This window comes from Corynebacterium sp. HMSC30G07 (genome assembly GCF_001806945.1).
Lineage (GTDB): Bacteria > Actinomycetota > Actinomycetes > Mycobacteriales > Mycobacteriaceae > Corynebacterium > Corynebacterium riegelii.
The window spans coordinates 20,017-40,816 of sequence record NZ_KV786447.1; the positions used below are offsets into that span (position 1 = coordinate 20,017).

A 20,800-nucleotide genomic window follows, 5' to 3' on the forward strand; every position below is an offset into this window, starting at 1 on the left:
TGATGGCGTTCGCGGAGGCGTCGTTAAGCATGATGCCCTATCTCACGGCCATGCCGATCCTGCTGCCAGCCGTGGCTGCGGCGCTGATTTTCGTGGTGCGGCCACTGCAGCTGCAGCGCACCATTGCCCTTGGCACCCTGTTTGCGCTGGCAGTTATCGCCGCAACCATGATCATTACTGTGGACGTCCACGGCATCCACACCGTACAAATGGGCGGCTGGGACGCACCGATTGGCATCACGCTGGTTGCGGATCGCTTGAGCACCGTGATGCTGTTCGTCTCCTCCATCGTGCTGTTTGCGGTGATGTGGTACGGCATTTCGCAGGGTCTTCGCGACGGCGACGAGGACGACCCAGTCGCCGTCTTCCTGCCGGTGTACATGCTGTTGTCCATGGGCGTGAACCTGTCATTTCTGGCGGGCGACCTGTTCAACCTGTACGTGGGCTTTGAGGTGTTCCTGGTTGCCTCGTACGTGCTGTTGACGCTGGGCGCGTCGCCAGGGCGCGTGCGTGCCGGCATTGGTTACGTGATGGTGTCCGTGGCCTCTTCGATGGTGTTTCTGTTCGCGCTGGCGCTGATTTATGCGTCTGTGGGCACGGTGAACATGGCGCAGGTGGGCATCCGGATGGAGGAAATCCCCACCGGCACCCGCGCCGCGATTTTTGCCACACTGCTGGTGGCGTTTGGCATTAAGGCGGCGGTGTTCCCGCTGGACGCGTGGCTGCCGGACTCCTACCCCACGGCGGCATCCCTGGTAACCGCGGTGTTCGCGGGCCTGCTGACCAAAGTGGGCGTGTACGCGATTATTCGTATGCGCTCGGTGGTGTTTACAGACGGCTCCTTGGACACCCTGCTGATGTGGGTGGCGCTTTTGACCATGATCGTGGGCATCATGGGTGCGTTGGCGCAAAACGACATCAAACGTTTGCTGTCATTTACCCTGGTCAGCCACATCGGCTACATGATCTTCGGCATTGCCTTGACGTCTGTGCAGGGCCTGTCCGGCGCGATCTTCTACGCCATCCACCACATTCTGGTGCAGACGTCTTTGTTCCTGGTGGTTGGCCTGATTGAGCGCCAGGCGGGTTCCGCGCAGCTGCGCCGCCTCGGCTCTTTGATCTACACCTCGCCCTTGGTGGCTATCTTGTACTTCATCCCGGCGCTGAACCTGGGCGGCATCCCGCCACTGTCCGGTTACCTGGGCAAAGTCATGCTCATCCAGGCAGGCGCCCAACAAGGCACCTGGCTTGCGTGGGTACTCATCGCTGGCGCTGTGGTCACCTCCCTGCTCACCTTGTACGCCATGATCCTGGTGTGGTCCAAGGCGTTCCTGCGCGACCGCACCGACGCCCCCGAAGGCGAAGTGGCCCTTGCGCGCCCGTCCAACCTGGCGGATCGCTACAGCACCACCACCATGGCAGAGCGCGAGGACCCGGGTCGTGTGCCCGTGGGCATGATGGCGTCAACCGCGTTGTTGGTGGCAGCTTCTTTGTCCATCACGGTGCTGGCCGGCCCAATCTCTGAGGTGACGGACCGCGCCGCCCAGTCCGCACAGGACCAGTCCATCTACCGCGACGCTGTCCTCCACCCGGACCCGGACAACCCAACGCGGCGCCCCGAACTATTCCTGGTTCCTACGCTTGATGATTCAACGTCGGACTCCCAAACCAACCGCCCCACCACCGGAGGTGAGCGCTAATGGCTTCCCCGCTGCAACGTTTACACAACCGGCTGCGCTGGCCGTTTGTTATCTGGCTGACGTTCATGTGGATCCTCCTCATGGGCGACTTAACATGGGGCAACCTCATCGCCGGCGTGTTGTTAGGCCTAGCCGTTGTGCTGGTGCTGCCGCTGCCGCCAGTGCCGCGCCAACACACCACTATCCGTTGGGATCGCCTCATCATGTTCGTGTTGAGGTGGCTGTGGGACTTGATCGTGGCGTCTGCACGCGTGGCCTGGCTCGCGCTGCGCCCTGAACCCACCCCGAAGGGCGCAATCGTGCAGGTCCCCATGCGCGTGTCCTCTGAACTGGTGCTGTACTTAGCCACGTGCGCGTACAACCTCCAGCCCGGCGGCACCGTCACCGACATCAACGTGGCCAAACGCCTCTGGACCGTGCACCTTCTGGACGCCAGCACGCCCCAGGCCCTCGAACGCGAAATCCAAAACGTAGCCACCCTGGAACGGCAGATGATCGACATCTTCGAAAACCCACCACGCAGCCTCAAACGCTCCAGCGCTGGGGCACGCGCGGCACGCGCAGCACGAAAGGCGGAGCGCTGACATGGACCCCACGCTGTACAACATCTTCCTAGCGATTGCGGCCGTGCTGCTAGCCACGGGATTTTTCATCGTGTTCTGGCGCATCGTCGTCGGACCGAACTCCATGGACCGCATGCTGGCCAATGACGGCATCACCGCGTCCCTGCAATGCGTGCTGGCGCTCTACATCTGCTGGACGCTCGACACCACCGTGGTCAACGTCATGATCGTGATCGCGCTGCTCGGATTCATCGCGTCCCTATCCGTGGCGCGTTTCCGCAAGAGGGACGGTGCGCACTAATGATCAACTGGTCTTTGATTGCAGACATCGTCTCTTTGGTGTTCATCCTGCCCGGTGCGTTCATGGTGTTCTCCGCCGCAGTCGGTGTGGTGCGCTTCCGCTCCACACTTGCGCGCGTGCACGCCATTACGAAACCGCAGACCACCGGCCTGCTGCTCATGATGGTGGGCACAATCATCCGCCTGGTCGGCTCGGAGGACTTCGGGATCCACGAGCGTGGCGACGTCGGCATGATGATCCTGCTTGTCCTCTTCGCCCTCATGACCAACCCGGTTACCGGCCAGCGCCTCGGCCGCATCTCCAGGCTTGAAGGCCTCTATGGCACAGAGAAAGACCTGACGGTGAACAACGCGCCGGCGGCCTACCACCCGGGACGCGTGGAGACGCACACGCCGAAGAAGGCGGACAAGCCTCAGGGTTAGCTCCAGCGGATGAGCTCTTCGCACGTGGCGTCTACAACCTGACGCCAATCGCCCGTGGCCTGGTAAAGCTTGCGCTGACGCTCGTAGCCCGCCCCGCGGTCAATGATCTCGTGGACCAGCTCAAGCTCCTCGACGCACCCAAGCTCCTTGGCAATCGGGGTGAGCTCCTCCATCAGCGCAGCCAGGTCATCTTTCACCCACGCTTCATCGGTGGCGCGGCTGGTAATGATCTCCGCGTCCAACCCATACCTGGCACCGCGCCATTTGTTCTCGGCCACATGCCACGGCTGCAGCGTCGGCAAGGCCTCGCCAGCCTCCAGCATCCGGTCGTAGTGCACCACCAGGCAGTGCGTTAGCGCCACGACGGCTGCGAGTTCACGCAGGTTACTCGTGGCGTCCGAAATACGAACCTCGATGGTGCCCCACTTGGCGGCGGGTCGGACGTCGAAATGCATCGAGCCCGTGTGACTAATCACGCCGGAAATCTTCTGATCCTGCATGAACCCAACCCAGTCCGCCCACGTGCGGAACTGGTACGGCATGCCAGCCGTGGGCAGCTGCTGGTAGAGCATCGTGCGGTTCGAGGCATAGCCCGTATCCAACCCCTCCCACGCCGGACTCGATGCGCTGATGGCCAGCAGGTGCGGGTACTTCGTCATCACCGCGTTAATGATCGGCCACACCTTGTCCTCATGGCTAATGCCCACGTGGCAGTGCACGCCCCACAGCAGCATCTGCTTGCCCCAATACTGGGTGCGATTAATGATCTCCGCGTAGGTTTCCTTCGCGCTGAGCTGCTGCTCACGGAAGTCTGTAAACGGATGGCCGCCGCCGGCCCACAGCTTCAGGCCTTGACGTTCGGCTTCGTCCCGCACCACTTTCAAGTCTTTGCGCAGTGCTTGTATTGCCTCACCCGTATTCGCACACACCGGGGTGACCAGCTCAACGGTGTTCTGCAGAAACTCACGCTCCAGGTGCGTCTCCGGGTGCGCCGCGTGCACCGCGTCAATCACATCGGCCGCCCTTGGCACCAGGTCGCGGGTCTGCGGGTCAATGACGCAGATCTCCCACTCCACGCCGAGAGTGTTGGCCTCCGAGCGGGCAAAATCGCGGTAAGGATCCATGTGCAGCAAGTCTATGCGCTAGGTGCCGAAATCCCGCCATTACATTCGGCGCTTGGTGGCTGTGGCTTGGTGGCTGTGGCTTGGTGTTGATAGTGCTTCTGGCCATCGTCAGACTTTTTGTGAATAGGTGCTTGGTCAGAGCGTCGAGTTTTAGAATCTTGATGCCCTGACCGAGCATCTAGTCACTAAAACGGTTTCGGTTTATGGGCTTCGGTGATGTTGGTGGACTCATCCCGGCCGGCGCCGACATTCTCCGGCCGCTGCCGCTGCAGCAATCTCCGGATTACTACATTCCGGCCTCTAAACGCCCAGGTGGAGGCACGTACTTCCGGAATTGCTTCATCCCCGCGGTGGGCGTGTCTGACAAATCGTGCAGCGGGCCCTGCTCTCGATCTGCAAACACCCAGGTGGCGGATTTTGCGTCGTCAACTTTGTCAGCGTGGCAGCCAGGTGGCAGCCAGGTGGCGGCCAGGCCGGCCCTTGATGGCGCCCCAAATCCTGAATTTGTTTCCCAAAATCGGGGAAATAATTCAGTAATCCCAGGTGGCCAAGAGCACCAACCCAAACTAATTCAGAGCGGTGCCCCCGGCCCGCTCGCCACCCCTTCGGCAAGAAGCAGCCTAAAGAGAAAACGCCCCGACCCCGCAAGGGGCCGAGGCAAATACGCAGAAGCGTTAGCGTTTATTGATTCTCTGCGAGCACCACAACGATTGCGTCGCGAGCATTCGTGTTCGGCGGCAACTGTACATTATCGGTCTTTGCTACGGCGACGCCGCCAAGCCGGCGGGCAATCTCCTCAGCAACCTGGCGTGCGCCCTCGGTGCTCTCCGGGTAGAAGACCTGTACACCTTCGAAGGTGCCGTATTGGCCTTCCGGCATGTTTGCGTTCTTCGTCGGATCGTTGAGTTCGGCCGTGTTCGCCACCTGGAAGTTGCCGTCCAGTTTGGCCATCGTATCGGCTGCCCAACCGTTGACGTTGGAGTTGTTGTACACGAAGACCTGGGCGTTCTGGGCTGTGATGGCGGGGCCGCCATCGTTGGGAGCCGGTGCCGATGCCGGAGCGTTCGGGTCCTCCGGGTTCGCCGGGTCAGCCGGTGCATTCGGGTCTGCTGGAGCGTTCGGGTCGGCAGGGTTTGCCGGGTCGTTTGGCTGGCCCTCAGCGTGCGGATCGGCAGGGTTCGCGTTCGTCGGGACGGTCTCCGGGGTCGGCGGCAGTGCCGAGTTGGTGCCGTCCTGCGGAGCGGTTGCCGAGGTCTCGGTGGAAGCGGCGCCTGTGCCGGTATCGCCGCTCTTCTGCGTAAGCGCGTAAATACCCCAGAGCAGCAACAACGCGGCAACAGCGATCAAGATCATGGCTAGGCCGCGCTTCGGGATACCCGCGCCACCAGCACCCGCGGCAGCGCGACGGCGGCCACCAGCTGCGCGACGAGCACCAGCCGCACGACCAGCACCAACGGCGCCCGCGCCAGCTGCTGCACCGGCGGCACCGGCGGCGCCGGCGGCGAGGTTGTCGTCATCCTCGATGTAATCGTCGTCGTAGGCGTCGATGTAATCGTCGTCGTAATCCTCGCGGCGGTGTGCACCGGCATACTCCTCGGCACCAGCCGAAGCAGCGCCAGCCGAAGCAGCACCAGCACCAGCACCAGCCGAAGCAGCGCCGGCTGCTTCTACCGGCTCGTCGCCGGGGTAGTCGGTGTACTCCGTGTCGGCAACGTACTCCGTGTCGGCGACATACTCGGTGTTGTCACCAAAATCGGCACCAAAGTCATCAACAAAGTCGTCAACAAATTCGTCGCGGTTGTCGTCGCTAGGGCGGTTTCCCGGGTTGTTCGTAGTCACGCGCGCCACACTACCCTCGAGTGGAGGTTGAGGGTTTAAGGCGCGCCGTCGCGAAGCCTCTGCAATCTGCGCACCAACTGGGGCCGGGCGGCGAGCGCATCGGGTGAGTCCAGCAAACCGTTGAGACGCTGGAAGTATCGCACCGGGCTGATGCCAAGTTCGCGGCGGATGGCTTCCTCTTTTGCGCCGAGTGAGCGTGGGGCGCGCGCTTCGAAGTCCAGCAGGGCAAGGTCATCGTCGGCGAGCATGCCTAATATATACCGCATGACTATTCGACCAATCGTGATCTACGGCGACCCCGTCCTGCACACCCCCACGAAGGAAGTGACGCAGCCGGTGGAGGAGCTGCAGGAGCTCATTGCTGACATGCACGAGACTATGGACGCCGCGAATGGCGTCGGCCTGGCCGCCAACCAGATCGGTGTGCCGCTGCGTTTGTTTGTGTACCACTGCCCGGATGGGGATGTGATGCGTCGTGGCACGGTGATCAACCCGGTGCTGGAGACTAGCGAGATCCCGAAGACCATGCCGAGCGATACCGGCGAGGACGACGAAGGCTGCCTCTCCGTGCCTGGCGAGGGCTGGCCAACCGGCCGCGCCGACTGGGCCAAGGTCACCGGCCTGGATGAGAACGGCAATGAGGTAGAGGTGGAGGGCACCGGCTTTTTCGCCCGCTGCCTGCAGCACGAGGTTGGCCACCTGGACGGCTACGTGTACACGGACGTGCTGACCGGCCGTTACAAGAAGGAAGCGAAGCGCGCGATTCGTGATAACGGCTGGACCGAGGCCGGCAACACCTGGCTGCCGGGCACGGATCAGGACCCGTTTGGCCACTAGCACTTCTTGCTTGTGGGTGTAAGGGGTTATGCTTAGGCGTTGACTGTCCGTTTTCAATTGAAGGACCCGCTTATGCGCACCGCTTCCGCCTTGATTGCTGCTGCCGCTGCCCTTGCGCTTTCGGCACCCGCCGCGAGCGCTACCTTGACGTCCGCGCCTGCCCCCGTCGTGGTTACTGAGGGCCCGGAGGCGCCCGAGCTGACTCGCGAGGAGCTGATCGAGGCCGCCATCAAGGCCAGCGAGGCGTACGCGAAGAAGCAGACCCCGAAGACCGAGGCCGCGCTGCGCGAGGCGCTTGAGGCGTGGCTGGCCGATGTCACGGAGCGCATGGATGAGCTCGACGCCGAGCGCGACGAGGCCGGCGAGCTCCCCGAGGAGCTGGCCGATGCCGAGGCTGAGCTGCTGGAAGAGCGCGTGTTGTTGCGGAAGCTGTACAAGGAGCTCTCGCTTGACGACGCTTCAACGCACCCCCTCCCCACCATCCTCACCGAAGCAAACGTGGCGGATGAAGAGGCGGAGGTAACTACCGCGGAGGCCACGGCGGCGGTGCTCGGCGAGGGCGCTGAGGACGCTGACGCTGATGCTGGCGCTGAGGATGCGGGCGCTGAGGCTGCTGAGGTCGCGGCGGAAGAAGCGGCGGAGCCTGTGGCAACTGAGCGTGCAACCGCGAAGACTGCAACCGCGAAGACTGCGCGCGCGACCGCGGAGCCGACGCTGCGCCAGCGCGTGGTGACCTTGGCGGACGACACCACTACGTCCACCACCACCAGCGAGACCACGACGGACACTACGACGACGAATACGTCGACGACCAGCACCACGACCACGGGCACGTCCACCACCTCTTCCGCAACCACGTCCGGTACGGCAACCGTGTTGGAGAACAGGACGACTGAGGCGACCACGACGCGCTCCAGCACGAGCACCAGCTCCAGCACGAGCTCGACCACCCGCACCTCCACGCCGACGAGTACCACGAGCACGACTCGCAACGACGATCTGGCTGAGACCGGCACCCCGATGCTGGGCCTGATCGCGCTGGGTGCGCTGCTGGTTGTGGGTGGCGTGTTCCTGACGCGTCGCGGCAACGAGTAAGTACAGAGCACGAAACTAGTGTCGCGCGTTTTTCGTTCGGACCCGGTGGCGGTTGGGGACCGAGTTGTGGTGCGCCAGCGTCGCGGCGACCTGGATAGTGACGTCATCGGATTCGTCCACAGCACCGACCCTTTGGTGATTCGCCGGGGTGAGGAGCTGGTGGGGATTACGCACCTGCACATCATCAAGAAGCTCTCCCCACGCACGGTGCGCAATTCGGACATCCGCGCGGTGGAAACCGCTACCGCCAAGGCGTTTCCGGGCCAAGAGCAGGAGCTCATCCAAGGCTGGCTGGCGCGCGCCGGTGCCGAGATCGCGGAACGCTCCAACTCCGCCACCCCCATCGGCCACGCCGCGGGATTCCAGGCGGTGCCGTTAGAGGAGATCGCCAAGTTCTACCAGGAGCGCGACATGCCGGTGCAGCTGCTGATCCCGGAGCGCATTGGCAAACCCGCGCTGCGGCTGATTGAGCAACACCCGGACGCATGGCAGTTGGGTGAAGAGATCGTGGTCATGACCCGCGAGCTCGACGACATTGCATACGACATGGACCCGCGCGTACACATAACCACGCAGCCGGATGAAGACTGGCTGGCGCTCTACCACTACCGCGGCCAGGAGCTTCCCGCCGAGGCAGTGCTTGACCTCGCCCAAAACATTGACGGTGAGATCGGCTTTGCCAGCCTCGTAGAAAACGGCGAAACCATCGCAGTCACGCGCGCCACGATTACTGCCTCGGAAGACGAGCGGCGTTGGCTGGGGTTTTCGGCGGTTGAGGTGGGTGAACGGTGGCGTCGACAAGCAAAAGGCACTGTGCTGGGCCAAAGTGTGCTCGCGTGGGCTAAAAGCCGGGCTGACGCCGCATACCTGCAGGTTAGGGCGTCGAACGTGGCGGGGATCGCATTGTACACCAAACTGGGGTTTGTGGAACACCACCGCCACCGCTACGCACGGCTGGGCTAGTCTTACTGCATGCGAATTGCCACGTGGAACGTCAACTCAGTGCGAACCCGCGCTGAGCGCATCGGCGCATTCCTCACACGCGGTGACATCGACGTGTTGTGCATGCAGGAAACCAAATGCGCGGACGACAAATTCCCCTACTCAGTTTTCAACGTCTTGGGCTACGACGTCGCCCATGTTGGTTACAACCAGTGGAATGGGGTGGCGATTGCGTCGCGAGTCGGCCTGGAAGACGTACGCCACGAATTCGAGCGGCAGCCGGCGTTTGCCAAAACCGGGGAGCCGGTGCGCGAAGCCCGCGCCGTTGGTGCCGTGTGCGGCGGCGTGGATGTGTGGAGCCTGTACGTGCCCAACGGCCGCGAGATCGGGGACCCGCATTACGACTACAAGCTGGAGTTCCTCTGGCGCCTGGCAGACGCGGTGCAACCTTCCGCGCACCAGGTGCTGTGCGGCGATTTCAACATTGCGCCGCGTGATGAAAACGTGTGGGACGTGTCGTTTTTTGAGGGCCGCACGCACGTGACGGAGCCGGAGCGCGCCGCGTTCCAAATGCTGCTTGAGGCCGGGTTGACGCAGGTCAAGCACGAGGAGCCGTACAGCTTCTGGGACTACAAATCTGCCCGCTTCCAGCGCAACCAAGGCATGTTGATCGACTTCCTGCTGGCAACCGCGCCGTTGGCGGACGGGTTCGAGCGCGCCTGGGTTGACGTTGAGGAACGCTCCGGCAAGGGCGCGTCCGACCACGCGCCGGTGATCGCCCAGTTTGATACGCACACGCTGGATATAGACGCGGTTCGCTGATCTTATGGACGTTTCGTGGTGGCAGGCGGCGCTGTTCGTCCTAGATTTTGCGATCAAGCTGGTCATGATCGGTATCGTGCCGGGCGGGCGCAAACCGTCCAGCGCCAACGCGTGGCTGCTGCTCATCCTGTTTGTGCCGGTGGTCGGCCTGCCATTGTTCCTGCTCATGGGCTCGCGGATTGCGTCCCGGCGCCGCCACCGCATCCAGGTGGAAGCCAAAGAGGCCGTGAACAACATCCACACGGACATTCCGGATGAGCCCGGGTCTTTAAGCGGCGAGGCCTCCTCCATCGTGCGCCTCAACCGCACACTCACCGGCTACCCGGCGCTGGAAGCGTCCATCCCCGCGCTCTGGACGGACTACGACATGACCATGCAGCGCATGGCCGAACTCATCGACAGCGCACAACACGACGTAAACATCGAAATCTACGCCGTGGCCTGGGACGACACCACCGGCATAGTCTTCGAAGCCATCGAGCGCGCCGTCGCCCGCGGCGTCCACGTCCGCCTGCTATTCGACCACATCGGCTCCCAAAAACACCCCGGCTTCCGCAAGTTGAAGAAGCGCCTGACCGAAATCGGCGTGGACTGGCACATGATGCTCCCCCTCGCCCCACTGCGCGGCCGCTGGCGCCGCCCGGATCTTCGCAACCACAGGAAGCTTTTGCTTATCGACGCCAACGTCGCCCTCCTCGGCTCCTTCAACCTCATCGACCGCACCTATTTGTTACGTAGACATAGGCGCGCGGGCAGGCAGTGGATCGACGCATTCATTGAGCTGCGCGGACCCATCGTTGCGTCCCTGGAGTCCATGTTCGCCGTGGACTGGTTCACCGAATCCGGCGAAGTCCTCGAACTGCGCTCCCCGCGCGAGATTGGTTCGGGTGGTTCGGGCGCTGGTGTTGCTGGTGGCGCTGGTGGCGCTTCGGGCGCTGGCGCTGGTTCGGGCGTTGGCGTTGCTGACGCTTCGGGCGCTGGCGCGAACGTCGTCCAGCTGGTGCCCTCCGGCCCCGGCTACCTGACCGAGCCGAACCTGCGCATGTTCAACACGATGATCCACCACGCGCGCGAACACCTGATCCTGTGTTCCCCCTATTTCGTGCCCGAAGACTCCATGCTGGAAGCCATCACCTCCGCCTGCTACCGAGGTGTGCGCGTGGACCTCCTCGTCGGCGCCAAGGCCGACCAGTTCATGGTCCAACACGCCCAATCTTCCTACTACGAGCAGCTTTTAAACGCCGGCGTCCACATCTGGGAATTCCCCGCCCCGTATATCCTGCACTCCAAGTTCGTGCTGGCAGATCCCGGTACCGAAAACGCCGTCGGCGTCATCGGCTCGTCCAACATGGACATCCGCTCGTTCTCTTTGAATTACGAATCTTCCCTGTTCATCGCCTCCGGCCCCCTCCTGCTGGCGCTTCATCACTTAGCGTTGAACTACATCGCTGTCTCCCACGAACTCCTGCCCCAGGTTTGGGAGCAGCGCCCCTGGTACCGACGCTACATCGACAACGTGATGAAGCTGACCTCCGCGCTGCAGTAGGTGCGGCTTCAGCGCTTCGGCCCCGCCGCTTCGGCCGGCCCGCCGCCGGTACTGCGCTGCCGACTGAGTCTCTGACAAATCTGACATTTCGACACTCCTTGAAATTTTAACCGCCCAGGTCAGGGCGTTATCGCCAAAATCGCGTCGTCACATTTGTCAGTGGGCAGTGTGGGGTCCTGACAAATCTGACATTTCGGCACTCCTTGAAATTTTAACCGCCCAGGTCAGGGCGTTTTCACCAAAATCGCGTCGTCACATTTGTCAGAACCAACGGCCAAAACCAACCCCTAGGCGTCGCGCGCCGCGGTCAGCGCCACGCCAACGCCCCACACAGCAACCGCCCACACGGCGAACACGCCGAAGCCGTGCCAGACGGAGTCCCAGTAGGGGGTGGGCTGGTTGGTCATGAACGCGATGATGTTGCCAAACGGCATGAATTTGACCAGGTCCGCGCCAATGTTAGGGATCATGCCAACGATGGACTCCAGCACCAACAGCAGCGCCATGCCAATGACTACGGCGCCGGCGGTGTTGCGCACGATCCAGCCGATGCCCTGCACAAACAGGCTGACCAGCGCCATCCCCAGCGGCACGGCCCACATGGCGCGTTGCGTGGCGGGGTTGGTGGGCCAGTTGGCGGAGACGGGTGCGGTGAGGTCCGCAAGCGTCAGGGCCGCCGCCAAAGCCACGGCGCACACCACGGCCGCCAGCACAGCACCCAGCAGCGCTTTCGCCGCGGCGACTTGCCAGCGCTTGGGCGCGATGCGGAAGTTGGTGGCGGGGATGCCAAAGCGGTATTCGGTGGTCACCACCATGGATTGCTGCACGATCATGACGATGATGCTGGTCAGCGCTACCGTCGCAATGACGGTGACGGGAATGTACGGGATGGTGCCCAGGCGCGCGGTCCACGCGAACAGCGCGCCGTAGCCGGCGGCGATCAGCACGGTCAGTCCGGAGGTCCACCAGAAGGCGGCGGTGGTGCGTAGTTTGGTCCATTCGGCAGGCAGAAGATTAAGCATGAGGACCTTCCAGAGCAGAAGCAGCGTATTGGGTGTGGCCTTCGGTGGATTGCATGTAGGCGTCTTCAAGCGAGGCGCGTCGCTCGCTCAGCTCGGCCAGTTGCACGCCGGCCGCAAATGCCGCCGCACCGACCTCGTCGCTGGTCATGTTGGGTATTTCGATGGTTGGGCGCCCGTCGGCGTCGATAGTCTCGGTGTACTCATTGAGTACCCCAAGGAGCTTTTGCTTATCGACGCCCACGCCAACCCGAACCACCGTCACCACCGCAGAGTTACCGCGAATGAATTCGGCGACGGACGTGTCGGCGACCAGCTTGCCCTTGCCGATGACGATGAGGTGGTCCGCGGTCTGCGCCATCTCTGCAAGCAGGTGCGAGGACACGAGCACGGTGCGGCCCTCGGCGGCAAAGGACTTCAGCAGGCCGCGGACCCAGCGGATGCCTTCGGGGTCCAGGCCGTTGACGGGTTCGTCGAGGATGAGAATTTCGGGATCCCCAAGCAACGCCGCCGCGATGCCGAGGCGCTGGCTCATGCCTAGCGAGAACCCACCGACGCGCTTGCCGGCAGCCTCCGAAAGGCCAACCAGCGAGAGCACCTCATCAACGCGTGAGGCAGGCAATCCCGCTGCCTGCGCCTGCCACAACAGCGTCGCACGCGCGGAGCGGTTCGGGTGCACACCCTTGGCGTCCAACAGCGCGCCCACTTTGCGGGTGGGGTTTGCAAGGGCGGAATACGGCGCGCCGTCGATCAGCGCCGTGCCCGCAGTCGGCTTGTCCAGGCCGAGAATCATGCGCATCGTGGTGGATTTACCTGCACCGTTCGGGCCCAAAAAGCCGGTGACGTGACCGGGTTGGACGCTGAAGGTGAGGTCATCCACGGCGGTGACTGCGCCGTAGCGCTTTGTCAGGCCTTGTACTTCAATCATGCGGATTAGTATGCCCGACGCGTGCCAGAACCGTTGGCAGCGAGGCAGCGAAACCGGGGTGCAGCGGCAGTGCCATTACACCCCGGGAAGCGAGATCTTCCAGCGGGACCCAGCGCAGCTCCACGCTCTCCTCGTTCGCGGCAAACGGCAACCGCGACTCCGCCGACGCGATTACGGTGGTGTAGCTCCACCCCGGCACCTCGAAAGTGACCACGCTGTCCACCACCGTCACCAGGGAAGGGTCGATGCCGCACTCCTCCACCGTTTCGCGAAGAGCGGCTTCGGCAGCGGTTTCGTGGGAGTCGCGTGCGCCGCCGGGGATGCCCCAGGTGTCGCCGTCGGCGGTCCAGGGGGCGCGGTGTTGGAGGAGCACGTGGGCGTCGGCAAGCAAGAAGAGCCCTGCGGCGCCATGAAGGCCCCAGTATTTGTGGTTGTGGTGGTGGACCCAGCCGTTTCCGTCGCCAAGCATGAGCCCCACTGTATATTCTTGGGGAATGTTCGACGATGCCTGGCTTGATAGCGCCGAGACCGCAACGCGGCGGCGCTTTCAACTTGTGCGCATTCCGGCGGGGCTGGCGTCTACGCCGGGGCGGCTGGTGGCGATGATGCTGGTGCTCACGTTGGCGCTGCTTGCGGCCGGTTTTTCCATGAGCCAGTCCATTGCGGCCAGGCAGCGGGCGCTGGACACGCTGATTACCTCCACGGAGCCGATGGCGCATTCGGCGCACCTGTTGTACAACAGCCTGAGTCAGGCGGACACGATTTCCACCAACGCGTTTGTGCAGCCTGGCCTTCTGACGAAGGAGCAGATGGAGACGTACGCGGCCAGTATTGACCGCGCGGCCGCCACGGCTGCCGATATTCATGAGGGCGCGGTGACCACGGTCGGCGGCGGCGCGGCGGCGGAGGCCACGCGCGAAATCATTACCAAACAGGTGACGGATATCCAGCGTGACCTGCCCGTTTACACGGGGTTGATGGAGCGCGCGAAGGTGAATCAGCGCATTGGTAACCCGGTGGGTGTGGCATATATGACGCAGGCGAGTTCCGTGATGCGCGACGGGATGTTGCTGAAGGCGGATCAGCTCTCGCGGCTCACCCAGGAGGAGGTGGCGCGTGAGATGCGTCGCCTGTCCGCGCCGCAGTGGGTGCCGCTCAGTGGCCTGTTTGCGGCGCTTGGGTTTTTGCTGGCGGCGCAGTGGGCGCTGTGGCGTGTGTTCCGCCGCCGCCTGAACAAGGGGTTTGTGGCGGCCACGGCGGCGATTGTGATTGCGGTTGGCTGGGTCAGCGCGTCCAACTACCAGGCGTGGGAGTCCGGGGCGGTGGGATTCCAGCGCGCGGCGGACCCGTGGCAGCAGTTGGCGCGGGCGCGTATTGAGGCCCAGGAGACCCGCACGGATGAGACGTTGGCGTTGTTGTCGCGGCGTTCGGTAACTAGGGCGTCGCAAAGCTTCGCGCTGACGGGCGCGCATATTCGCAGCGCGTTGGATGCGGCGGAGTCGCTGGGTGCAGAGGTGGATCCGGCGCGCGGCTACCTGTCCGCATGGTCGCAGGAGCACGCTGAGCTGGAGCGTTTGCTTGCCGACGGCCGATTTACCACCGCCATCGACCTAGTCAACGGCAGCACCGCCTACGCGGATTTGGATGCGCAGCTGCAGAAGCTGATTGACTTCTCGCGGGAGAACACGCGCGAGTTCATCAACGCCTCTTTGGATGCCACACGCCTGGTGTCTACCGCGGTGGCGGGGTTGACGTTGTTTGCGGTGGCGTGCATTTGGGCGGGTATTCGCCCCCGGCTTGGGGAGTACTACCGATGAAGCGCCGTCTTGTGATTTCGGCTTGTGCAGCGGTTGCGCTCGTTGCAACCGCGTGCACAAGCCCCCCGCCGCCGCCTGCGGGCGACCCGCCGCTGTCCACGCGTGAGCCGCTGCGCCCACCCGGCGCGATCCTGGACCCGCCGGGTGTTGCGCCGGAGGGCGAGTACGCCTCCACGCCTGAGGAGTGGGGCTGGCCGGGTTCGCTTCCGCCCGGGACGGAGGAGCAGCGCGACGGGCCGAATATGCAGCGCATTCGTGAGCGCGGCCGCGTGCTGGTTGGTGTGGATCAGTCGCAGTATTTGTTGAGTTACCGTGATCCATCTGCAGGCGAGATGCGCGGTTTTGAGGTGGATCTGGCGCGTGAGATTGCGCGTGACATTTTCGGCAGCGCTGACCATGTGGAGTTCCGGTTTGTGGAGTCCGCCTCGCGTGCAGAAGCGTTGCGTTCGGGGGATGTGGACATTGTGATTCGTACGATGTCGGTCACACCTGATCGTGCGGAGATAGTGTCGTTTTCCACGCCGTATCTGACGTCGTACGTACGGATGCTCGCGCCGCGCGACAGTGACGTGGCAAGTTTGGATGATCTGCCGGGCAAGACGGTGTGCGCGGTGGACGGCACGAACCTGCTGAACCTGGTGCGTGAGAAGGTGCCGGAGTCTGAGGTGCTGCGCACGCGTTCCTGGTCGGATTGCCTGATGGCGTTGCAGCAGTACCAGGCGGACGCGGTGATTGGGGATGACACGCTGCTTGCCGGCATGGTCGCCCAGGACCCCTTGATGCAGATTTTCCCGGAGCGGCTTGCGGAGCAGCGCTACGCCGTGGGCGTGGGCCTGGGCAATGATGATGTGGTGCGCCAGGTGAATTTCACGATTGAGCGCTTGCGTAGCGACGGCACCTGGACCCGCATGTACAACCAATGGCTGCGCACCTCACTTGCAGAGTCGTGGCTGCCGCGGCAGATGTACGCGAAGGAGGATGAAGCGCAGTGAATAACCAGCACGACGAGCCCACGCAGGCGGTGCACTTCGACCCGTTCGCCGACGACCACGACGATCCCGACGAGCAGGCCGAGTACCCCGGCACGGAGGCCGTCGCCTTCGACCCGTTCGCGGATGATGAGGATGACTTCCACGACGAGCCGCTTGGAGACATGGCTGGTCTGCTCAAGGAGATGGAAAGCCAGCGCTCAAGGCTCAAAGCGTTGGATACGTTCCGTGAGCGTCGTGGTGCCCGGCGCGCCAGCCGTGTGGTGGCGGACGGCATGGTGGAGTTGCCGTGGGTCACACCGACGGTGCCGTCGGAATCGCTGATCAACCCGCAAGATTCGAAGGCCGCTCCCCCGGCGCTGAAACCGGGTGACATGGTGGCGAACCAGTACGAGATCATGGGCGTGATCGCCCACGGTGGCATGGGCTGGATTTACTTGGCGCAGGACCATTTCGTGGCGGGGCGTGTGGTGGTGCTTAAGGGTTTGCATTCCACGACGAATGCGGACGAGGCGGCGGCCGCTGCCGCGGAGCGCGAATTCTTGGCGGATATTACGCACCCGGGGATTGTGAAGATCTTCAACTTCATTGATGATCCGCGCGTTCCGGGTGGGTTTATTGTGATGGAGTATGTGGGTGGGCCGTCGTTACGCAGCCGGCGCACGCAGCCTCTGGAGCCGGATGTGGCGATTGCCTACATGCTGGAGGTGCTGCCTGCGCTGGGGTATCTGCACAGCCGCGGGGTGGTGTACAACGATTTGAAGCCGGACAACGTGATTGTCACCGAGGACCAAGTGAAGTTGATTGACCTGGGTGCGGTCTCCGGTATCGGTGCGTATGGCTATATCTACGGCACGCGCGGCTTCCAGGCGCCGGAGGTGGCTAGCGATGGTCCGTCGATTGAGTCGGACATTTACACCGTTGGCCGCACCCTTGCGGCGCTGGTGATTGATCTGCCCTCTCAAGATGGCGTGTTTGAGCACGGCATTCCCTCGCCAACCGATGAGCCGCTGTTTCGCCGCTACACCTCGCTCTACCGCGTGCTTGCGCGTGCGTGTGATCCGGACCCGGAGCGCCGCTTCCACTCCGCGCACGCCATGGAGCTGCAGCTGCTTGGCGTGTTGCGTGAGGTGCTGGCGATCCGCGACCAGGTGACGTTCCCCGCCCAGCATTCGCTGTTCTCCCCGCAGAGAACCACCTTCGGCACCAAGCACTTGGTGTTTCACACCGACCAGCTTATCGACGGCATCACGCGCACCGTCGAAATCACCCCACCCGAAGTAGTCGCAGCACTTCCCTCCCCGCTGATTGACCGCCACGATATCGGCGCTGCCATGCTGCAAGGTTCCTCCTACGCGGAGCCGCAGGAAACGCTTGAGATGCTGCGCCAGGCGATGCGGACCCCGCAGTACGAAGAGTCCATGGAAATCCCATTCGGTGTGGTTCGCACCATGTTGGACCTGGGGCTAACGGCGCAGGCGCGCAACTGGTTGTCCTCGTTGGACGAGCGCTACGGGCGTAATTGGCGCTACCACTGGTACTCCGGCGTGGTGGATTTGCTGCAGGAGGATTTCGTGGCAGCGCAGCAGGACTTCTCCGTTGTGTTGGAGATCCTGCCTGGTGAGGCCGCGCCGAAGCTCGCCCTTGCCGCCACCGATGAGCTGCTGCTGCAGCGCTCCGGAGCGAACACGAATGAGATGTTGGACAACTCGTTGGCGCGTGCGAGTGCCGGTTTGAGCAGTTCGCTTGCGGACGTCCCGACGTCTTTCTTCCACAACCTCACCCAAGAGGGATTGCTGGATCCCACCTGGACGATGGTGGCGGATAGCCCCGCGATGCTTCGCTTCCACGCCATGCGTTTGTATGCGTTGGTGTGGGCGGCGAACCCGACGACGGTGTCGTCCGCCTTTGGGTTGGCGCGACAGCTGATGCACGAGGGCGAGGTAGAACTTGCGGTTGCTGCGTTGGATAGGGTGCCACAGTCTTCGCGGCACAACCGGATGGCATCCCTGACGGCAATTCTGTGCCTGGTAAATCGTGAGCTGACGGAGTCTCGGATCCGGACAGCGGCACGCCGGCTTGAAGAGATCCCGAATACGGAGCCGCGTTTCTTGCAGGTGAAGATCTTCGTGCTGCGCGCAGCGTTGACGTTTTTGCGTGATAACGGTGTGTCTGCCGCGGCGTCTGCAAAGCCGTTGTTTGAGTATGACTTCACGTTGCGGGGGCTTCGCCGCGGGCTTGCCATGACGCTGCGGGAGCAGGCGCGTGTGGCGCCGTACGCGAAGCACCGCTACGCGCTGGTGGACATGGCGAACAAAGTTCGGCCCTCGACCTGGTTCTAAGTTTTGGCCTTGCCTGGCTCTGGGGTGGGGATACCCCTTTCCGCGAGAGTCACACTTTTTGTGAGTAGATGCTCGGTCAGAGCGTCGAAAATCCGAAACCCACCCCTCTGACCGAGCATCTATTCACTATTTTTGAGGACAGACGTGTTGAAGGTCAGGTTGGCTAGATTTATTCACTCTAAACAGCATCGCTCTTTGACACACTGCAACTACAAACAATTCAAACCTTCCGAACTATTGACATTGCAGCATGCTTTTCCGAGTGGTAGATTCACCGTCGTAGGCCAGGGTTGAGCGCAAGCAAGAATACCCCGGGCAGCAACTCCGTAAGGTCTCCTTGGCAACAAGGAGACCTTACGCGTTCCTATACTCAAACTCATGCTGCTCGCCTACATCGACGAAATAGGACAGTCCGGAGCATTTGTGTCTCCTGACCACAAACGCTTCAACGACAGCCCTGCGTTCGGGTACGGCGGATTCGTGATCCCAGAAGAAGCAGCTCGAGAATTAGGCGCAAAATTTGCCAAAATAAAGCAAGAGGCCTTTGCCAAAGAAATTAAAGAGGCTGCAAATCCCGGGCGATGGGAAAAGAAGGGAGCAGACCTACTTTTCGCTGGCGTAAACGAAGCTCGCCCACTAAATGTACGGATACTCGCAAGTCTCTTCGGAGAAATCGCACGTCTCGGAGGCCAACTCTTCTACTACGCCGAAGAAAAACCGTTAGGCACTCCCAAACAAACAAGTCAATACTGGCCCTGAGGAATTCCGGCAACGCGAAGAAACAGCCATGCGGGAAACCCTGAACAGACTTGCACGGCACGCAGACTACAACAGCTCCAACATCCTCGTCATGATGGATCAGATTAACGAGAAATCAAGGAAGCAGCGCTTGCCTGCAATGTACGCACACATATACCGACGAAGCCAAGACTTCAAAGAGATGCGCAGGATCGTAGAGCCACCCATGCACATAGACAGCGAGAACTCAACTAACATTCAACTCGCCGATTGGGTTTGCGCATTCGTAAAGCGGGCGATCGATAACCAACTTGTGAAAGACTCGCGATACCAGTGGATCCCACTATCCGTAGCGGCCGATGCTGCGAATGGGCATTTTACTTACGAGTCAAAGCTTCGCCTATATGAGCGGTCAATAAGCGACTTTAACCATTCCCAACTCATCTATCCGGGGGCCAGACCCATGTTTGTCAACCAGGGCGGATACAGTTTGCGTGATGACCACATCGTTCAACTCGAGAGAATTCGTGCAGCAGCCCGAACACAAAAATGAGCATCCAGTTGACTCCTCAAATTAGGAGACTGCGGTAGCCTGTCACAAGGCAATACCAAGTTGAAATGTCGAAAGAGGCTTCTCCATAGCAGCACCGTGAATGCCTGGTAGCAGACACCGAATCGGACGAGTGAAGCGGGGAGGATCCCCCCCTCCTCCGCAAATGCATCTGGCCCCACAGGGGTACGCACACCATCGAGAGCGCGCAGAGCGCCACGGAGCTCGGACATGCTTACGGGTTGGATTAGGGGATGCGGCCGAGGGCGAAGTTGACCACGCGGCTGGGGTCTCTCCTGTAGGTGTCGAGACCCACGGTGACGTCCCGATAGCCCATGAACTGGCTGGGAGAGGTCACACTGATTCGGTGTGGACCGTTCTCAAGAATGCGCAGCGACGTCCGTCTGTTCACCACCAAGGGAACGGTGTTGTACGCCTGGTCAATGACGTTGACGGCAACGTCTGCTCGTTGCTCTATCAAGAGCGCGCGAACTTCGCTCATTTCTTTGAGGCCGGTTTGGCCTGGGCGGGAATGTCGCCAAACGGGCTCGATGCGTTTGGTCCACGGGCCGGTGAGTCGGCTGTAGCGTTCCGGGATCTCGGTTTCGGCGGCGGTTTCGGCGCCGGTTTCGGCGGGGGTTGCTGTGGAGGTTTCTGTGGGGTTTTGGGTTGTCGGGAGGTTGCGGAGGGCGTCGGCAGTAATGAGGCCCTCAGCGAAGCTGCCGCGCTTGATCACGCCTGCCAGGGCCATAACGGCGTTGACGGTGCGGACCCCGTGGATATCCAGGACGTCTTCGGCTTCGATCTGGTCGCGCACGTACACCGTCCGATGCGGCCAGGCGTCTTTGCGCAGCACGTTGTTGGAGAGCAGACCCAGCTCCACCGTGGTGGGGTTCTTCACCGCCAGGCCTAAGACCAGGGCCGCTGACTTGCCCACGAGTACCGCTTTTCGCGTGTTCAGGACCGTGGCCATGGCGATGGCGAGGTAGTGGCCTTCCATGGTGAGGGTTTCTGCAAATGAGCGTTGCATGTAGATGCTGCCGGAGACGCGAATCAGGTCGCGGGTTTGGGCGGCGGCGCGGACGTCGGCGGTGCCATCTGCACGCCAGCGGGTGTCAATGAGCTGGCAGCGGATCTCCTGGAAAAGCGGGTGCATATTCGAACTATGGCGGAGGTTGGGGTACCCCGCAAGCGGATCCTTGTACTTTTTGTGAGTAGATGCTCGG

21 protein-coding genes are annotated in these 20,800 nt (G+C 62.3%); 14 read left to right on the top strand and 7 right to left on the bottom strand.

Features of this window, described 5'->3' with window-relative positions; genetic code table 11:
* Positions 1–2 precede the first annotated feature (2 nt).
* The 4 genes from HMPREF3104_RS01260 to HMPREF3104_RS01275 are packed head-to-tail and all read left to right on the top strand — an operon-like array spanning position 3 to position 2,986.
* Positions 3–1,700 (top strand): Na+/H+ antiporter subunit D, encoded by a 1,698-nt coding sequence (locus tag HMPREF3104_RS01260; protein ID WP_371441029.1) that lies wholly within the window; start codon positions 3–5, stop codon positions 1,698–1,700.
* On the top strand, positions 1,700–2,284 hold the full coding sequence (locus HMPREF3104_RS01265; RefSeq protein WP_070493536.1) for a Na+/H+ antiporter subunit E: 585 nt from the start codon (positions 1,700–1,702) through the stop codon (positions 2,282–2,284). The genes HMPREF3104_RS01260 and HMPREF3104_RS01265 overlap by 1 nt, the downstream gene beginning before the upstream one ends.
* A gap of 1 nt (position 2,285) precedes the next feature.
* Positions 2,286–2,564 (top strand): monovalent cation/H+ antiporter complex subunit F, encoded by a 279-nt coding sequence (locus HMPREF3104_RS01270; protein WP_052206081.1) that lies wholly within the window; start codon positions 2,286–2,288, stop codon positions 2,562–2,564.
* Positions 2,565–2,566: 2 nt separating this feature from the next.
* Complete coding sequence (locus tag HMPREF3104_RS01275; protein ID WP_371441031.1) at positions 2,567–2,986, top strand: monovalent cation/H(+) antiporter subunit G; 420 nt, start codon at positions 2,567–2,569, stop codon at positions 2,984–2,986.
* On the opposite strand, the gene HMPREF3104_RS01280 is transcribed toward HMPREF3104_RS01275, so the two are convergent.
* The 3 genes from HMPREF3104_RS01280 to HMPREF3104_RS01290 all read right to left on the bottom strand — a co-directional run bounded on the left by HMPREF3104_RS01280 (position 2,983) and on the right by HMPREF3104_RS01290 (position 6,215).
* Positions 2,983–4,110 (bottom strand): glutamate--cysteine ligase, encoded by a 1,128-nt coding sequence (locus tag HMPREF3104_RS01280; protein ID WP_070493539.1) that lies wholly within the window; start codon positions 4,108–4,110, stop codon positions 2,983–2,985. The genes HMPREF3104_RS01275 and HMPREF3104_RS01280 overlap by 4 nt on opposite strands.
* A gap of 681 nt (positions 4,111–4,791) precedes the next feature.
* Complete coding sequence (locus tag HMPREF3104_RS12225; protein WP_141738078.1) at positions 4,792–5,949, bottom strand: LytR C-terminal domain-containing protein; 1,158 nt, start codon at positions 5,947–5,949, stop codon at positions 4,792–4,794.
* 35 nt (positions 5,950–5,984) lie between these two features.
* On the bottom strand, positions 5,985–6,215 hold the full coding sequence (locus HMPREF3104_RS01290; RefSeq protein ID WP_052206074.1) for a DUF3263 domain-containing protein: 231 nt from the start codon (positions 6,213–6,215) through the stop codon (positions 5,985–5,987).
* Here HMPREF3104_RS01290 and HMPREF3104_RS01295 point away from each other — a divergent pair.
* The 5 genes from HMPREF3104_RS01295 to HMPREF3104_RS01315 all read left to right on the top strand — a co-directional run bounded on the left by HMPREF3104_RS01295 (position 6,214) and on the right by HMPREF3104_RS01315 (position 11,191).
* Positions 6,214–6,786 carry a peptide deformylase gene (locus tag HMPREF3104_RS01295; protein WP_070493545.1) on the top strand — a complete coding sequence of 191 codons (573 nt, stop codon included), beginning with the start codon at positions 6,214–6,216 and terminating at the stop codon, positions 6,784–6,786. The genes HMPREF3104_RS01290 and HMPREF3104_RS01295 overlap by 2 nt on opposite strands.
* A 72-nt stretch (positions 6,787–6,858) precedes the next feature.
* Positions 6,859–7,881: an LPXTG cell wall anchor domain-containing protein gene (locus HMPREF3104_RS01300; RefSeq protein ID WP_070493548.1), complete on the top strand. Its 1,023-nt coding sequence runs from the start codon at positions 6,859–6,861 to the stop codon at positions 7,879–7,881.
* A gap of 18 nt (positions 7,882–7,899) precedes the next feature.
* Complete coding sequence (locus HMPREF3104_RS01305; protein WP_070493551.1) at positions 7,900–8,844, top strand: N-acetylglutamate synthase, CG3035 family; 945 nt, start codon at positions 7,900–7,902, stop codon at positions 8,842–8,844.
* Between the two features lie 9 nt (positions 8,845–8,853).
* The gene (locus tag HMPREF3104_RS01310) at positions 8,854–9,645 is read left to right on the top strand and encodes an exodeoxyribonuclease III (protein ID WP_070493554.1); all 792 of its coding nucleotides are present in this window, start codon (positions 8,854–8,856) and stop codon (positions 9,643–9,645) included.
* A gap of 4 nt (positions 9,646–9,649) precedes the next feature.
* Positions 9,650–11,191 carry a phospholipase D-like domain-containing protein gene (locus HMPREF3104_RS01315; protein ID WP_070493557.1) on the top strand — a complete coding sequence of 514 codons (1,542 nt, stop codon included), beginning with the start codon at positions 9,650–9,652 and terminating at the stop codon, positions 11,189–11,191.
* A 287-nt stretch (positions 11,192–11,478) separates the two neighbouring features.
* Here HMPREF3104_RS01315 and HMPREF3104_RS01320 read toward each other — a convergent pair whose 3' ends face one another.
* Genes HMPREF3104_RS01320 through HMPREF3104_RS01330 form a run of 3 tightly spaced genes read right to left on the bottom strand, consistent with a single transcriptional unit; the run spans position 11,479 to position 13,607 of the window.
* Positions 11,479–12,213, bottom strand: coding sequence for a hypothetical protein (locus HMPREF3104_RS01320; RefSeq protein WP_070493560.1), 735 nt, complete (start codon positions 12,211–12,213; stop codon positions 11,479–11,481).
* A complete protein-coding gene (locus HMPREF3104_RS01325; protein WP_070493563.1) occupies positions 12,206–13,138 on the bottom strand; it encodes an ABC transporter ATP-binding protein in 933 nt (310 codons plus the stop codon). Before HMPREF3104_RS01325 ends, HMPREF3104_RS01320 begins: the two co-directional genes overlap by 8 nt.
* Positions 13,131–13,607 carry an NUDIX domain-containing protein gene (locus HMPREF3104_RS01330; RefSeq protein WP_070493565.1) on the bottom strand — a complete coding sequence of 159 codons (477 nt, stop codon included), beginning with the start codon at positions 13,605–13,607 and terminating at the stop codon, positions 13,131–13,133. Before HMPREF3104_RS01330 ends, HMPREF3104_RS01325 begins: the two co-directional genes overlap by 8 nt.
* Between HMPREF3104_RS01330 and HMPREF3104_RS01335 the strand changes: the two genes are divergently transcribed.
* The 5 genes from HMPREF3104_RS01335 to HMPREF3104_RS12670 all read left to right on the top strand — a co-directional run bounded on the left by HMPREF3104_RS01335 (position 13,606) and on the right by HMPREF3104_RS12670 (position 19,577).
* Positions 13,606–14,955, top strand: coding sequence for a hypothetical protein (locus HMPREF3104_RS01335; RefSeq protein WP_141738079.1), 1,350 nt, complete (start codon positions 13,606–13,608; stop codon positions 14,953–14,955). The genes HMPREF3104_RS01330 and HMPREF3104_RS01335 overlap by 2 nt on opposite strands.
* A complete protein-coding gene (locus HMPREF3104_RS01340) occupies positions 14,952–15,947 on the top strand; it encodes a glutamate ABC transporter substrate-binding protein (protein ID WP_070493571.1) in 996 nt (331 codons plus the stop codon). Before HMPREF3104_RS01335 ends, HMPREF3104_RS01340 begins: the two co-directional genes overlap by 4 nt.
* Positions 15,944–18,286, top strand: coding sequence for a serine/threonine protein kinase (locus tag HMPREF3104_RS01345; RefSeq protein WP_083278845.1), 2,343 nt, complete (start codon positions 15,944–15,946; stop codon positions 18,284–18,286). Before HMPREF3104_RS01340 ends, HMPREF3104_RS01345 begins: the two co-directional genes overlap by 4 nt.
* A 378-nt stretch (positions 18,287–18,664) precedes the next feature.
* Entirely contained in the window at positions 18,665–19,045 is a 381-nt protein-coding gene (locus HMPREF3104_RS12665; protein WP_070493573.1) for a DUF3800 domain-containing protein, read from the top strand.
* A 91-nt stretch (positions 19,046–19,136) separates the two neighbouring features.
* A complete protein-coding gene (locus HMPREF3104_RS12670) occupies positions 19,137–19,577 on the top strand; it encodes a DUF3800 domain-containing protein (protein WP_246816296.1) in 441 nt (146 codons plus the stop codon).
* A 244-nt stretch (positions 19,578–19,821) separates the two neighbouring features.
* Here HMPREF3104_RS12670 and HMPREF3104_RS01360 read toward each other — a convergent pair whose 3' ends face one another.
* Entirely contained in the window at positions 19,822–20,730 is a 909-nt protein-coding gene (locus HMPREF3104_RS01360; protein WP_070493579.1) for a hypothetical protein, read from the bottom strand.
* Positions 20,731–20,800 lie beyond the last annotated feature (70 nt).

Excerpts from the sequence above, each read along its gene's own strand:
- HMPREF3104_RS01260 (WP_371441029.1), top strand. The coding sequence starts at position 3 with ATGGCGTTCGCGGAGGCGTCGTTAAGCATGATGCCCTATCTCACGGCC.
- HMPREF3104_RS01265 (WP_070493536.1), top strand. The coding sequence starts at position 1,700 with ATGGCTTCCCCGCTGCAACGTTTACACAACCGGCTGCGCTGGCCGTTT.
- HMPREF3104_RS01270 (WP_052206081.1), top strand. The coding sequence starts at position 2,286 with ATGGACCCCACGCTGTACAACATCTTCCTAGCGATTGCGGCCGTGCTG.
- HMPREF3104_RS01280 (WP_070493539.1), bottom strand. The coding sequence starts at position 4,110 with ATGGATCCTTACCGCGATTTTGCCCGCTCGGAGGCCAACACTCTCGGC.
- HMPREF3104_RS01295 (WP_070493545.1), top strand. The coding sequence starts at position 6,214 with ATGACTATTCGACCAATCGTGATCTACGGCGACCCCGTCCTGCACACC.
- HMPREF3104_RS01290 (WP_052206074.1), bottom strand. The coding sequence starts at position 6,215 with ATGCGGTATATATTAGGCATGCTCGCCGACGATGACCTTGCCCTGCTG.
- HMPREF3104_RS01300 (WP_070493548.1), top strand. The coding sequence starts at position 6,859 with ATGCGCACCGCTTCCGCCTTGATTGCTGCTGCCGCTGCCCTTGCGCTT.
- HMPREF3104_RS01310 (WP_070493554.1), top strand. The coding sequence starts at position 8,854 with ATGCGAATTGCCACGTGGAACGTCAACTCAGTGCGAACCCGCGCTGAG.
- HMPREF3104_RS01315 (WP_070493557.1), top strand. The coding sequence starts at position 9,650 with ATGGACGTTTCGTGGTGGCAGGCGGCGCTGTTCGTCCTAGATTTTGCG.
- HMPREF3104_RS01320 (WP_070493560.1), bottom strand. The coding sequence starts at position 12,213 with ATGCTTAATCTTCTGCCTGCCGAATGGACCAAACTACGCACCACCGCC.
- HMPREF3104_RS01325 (WP_070493563.1), bottom strand. The coding sequence starts at position 13,138 with ATGATTGAAGTACAAGGCCTGACAAAGCGCTACGGCGCAGTCACCGCC.
- HMPREF3104_RS01335 (WP_141738079.1), top strand. The coding sequence starts at position 13,606 with ATGAGCCCCACTGTATATTCTTGGGGAATGTTCGACGATGCCTGGCTT.
- HMPREF3104_RS01330 (WP_070493565.1), bottom strand. The coding sequence starts at position 13,607 with ATGCTTGGCGACGGAAACGGCTGGGTCCACCACCACAACCACAAATAC.
- HMPREF3104_RS01340 (WP_070493571.1), top strand. The coding sequence starts at position 14,952 with ATGAAGCGCCGTCTTGTGATTTCGGCTTGTGCAGCGGTTGCGCTCGTT.
- HMPREF3104_RS12665 (WP_070493573.1), top strand. The coding sequence starts at position 18,665 with ATGCTGCTCGCCTACATCGACGAAATAGGACAGTCCGGAGCATTTGTG.
- HMPREF3104_RS12670 (WP_246816296.1), top strand. The coding sequence starts at position 19,137 with ATGATGGATCAGATTAACGAGAAATCAAGGAAGCAGCGCTTGCCTGCA.
- HMPREF3104_RS01360 (WP_070493579.1), bottom strand. The coding sequence starts at position 20,730 with ATGCACCCGCTTTTCCAGGAGATCCGCTGCCAGCTCATTGACACCCGC.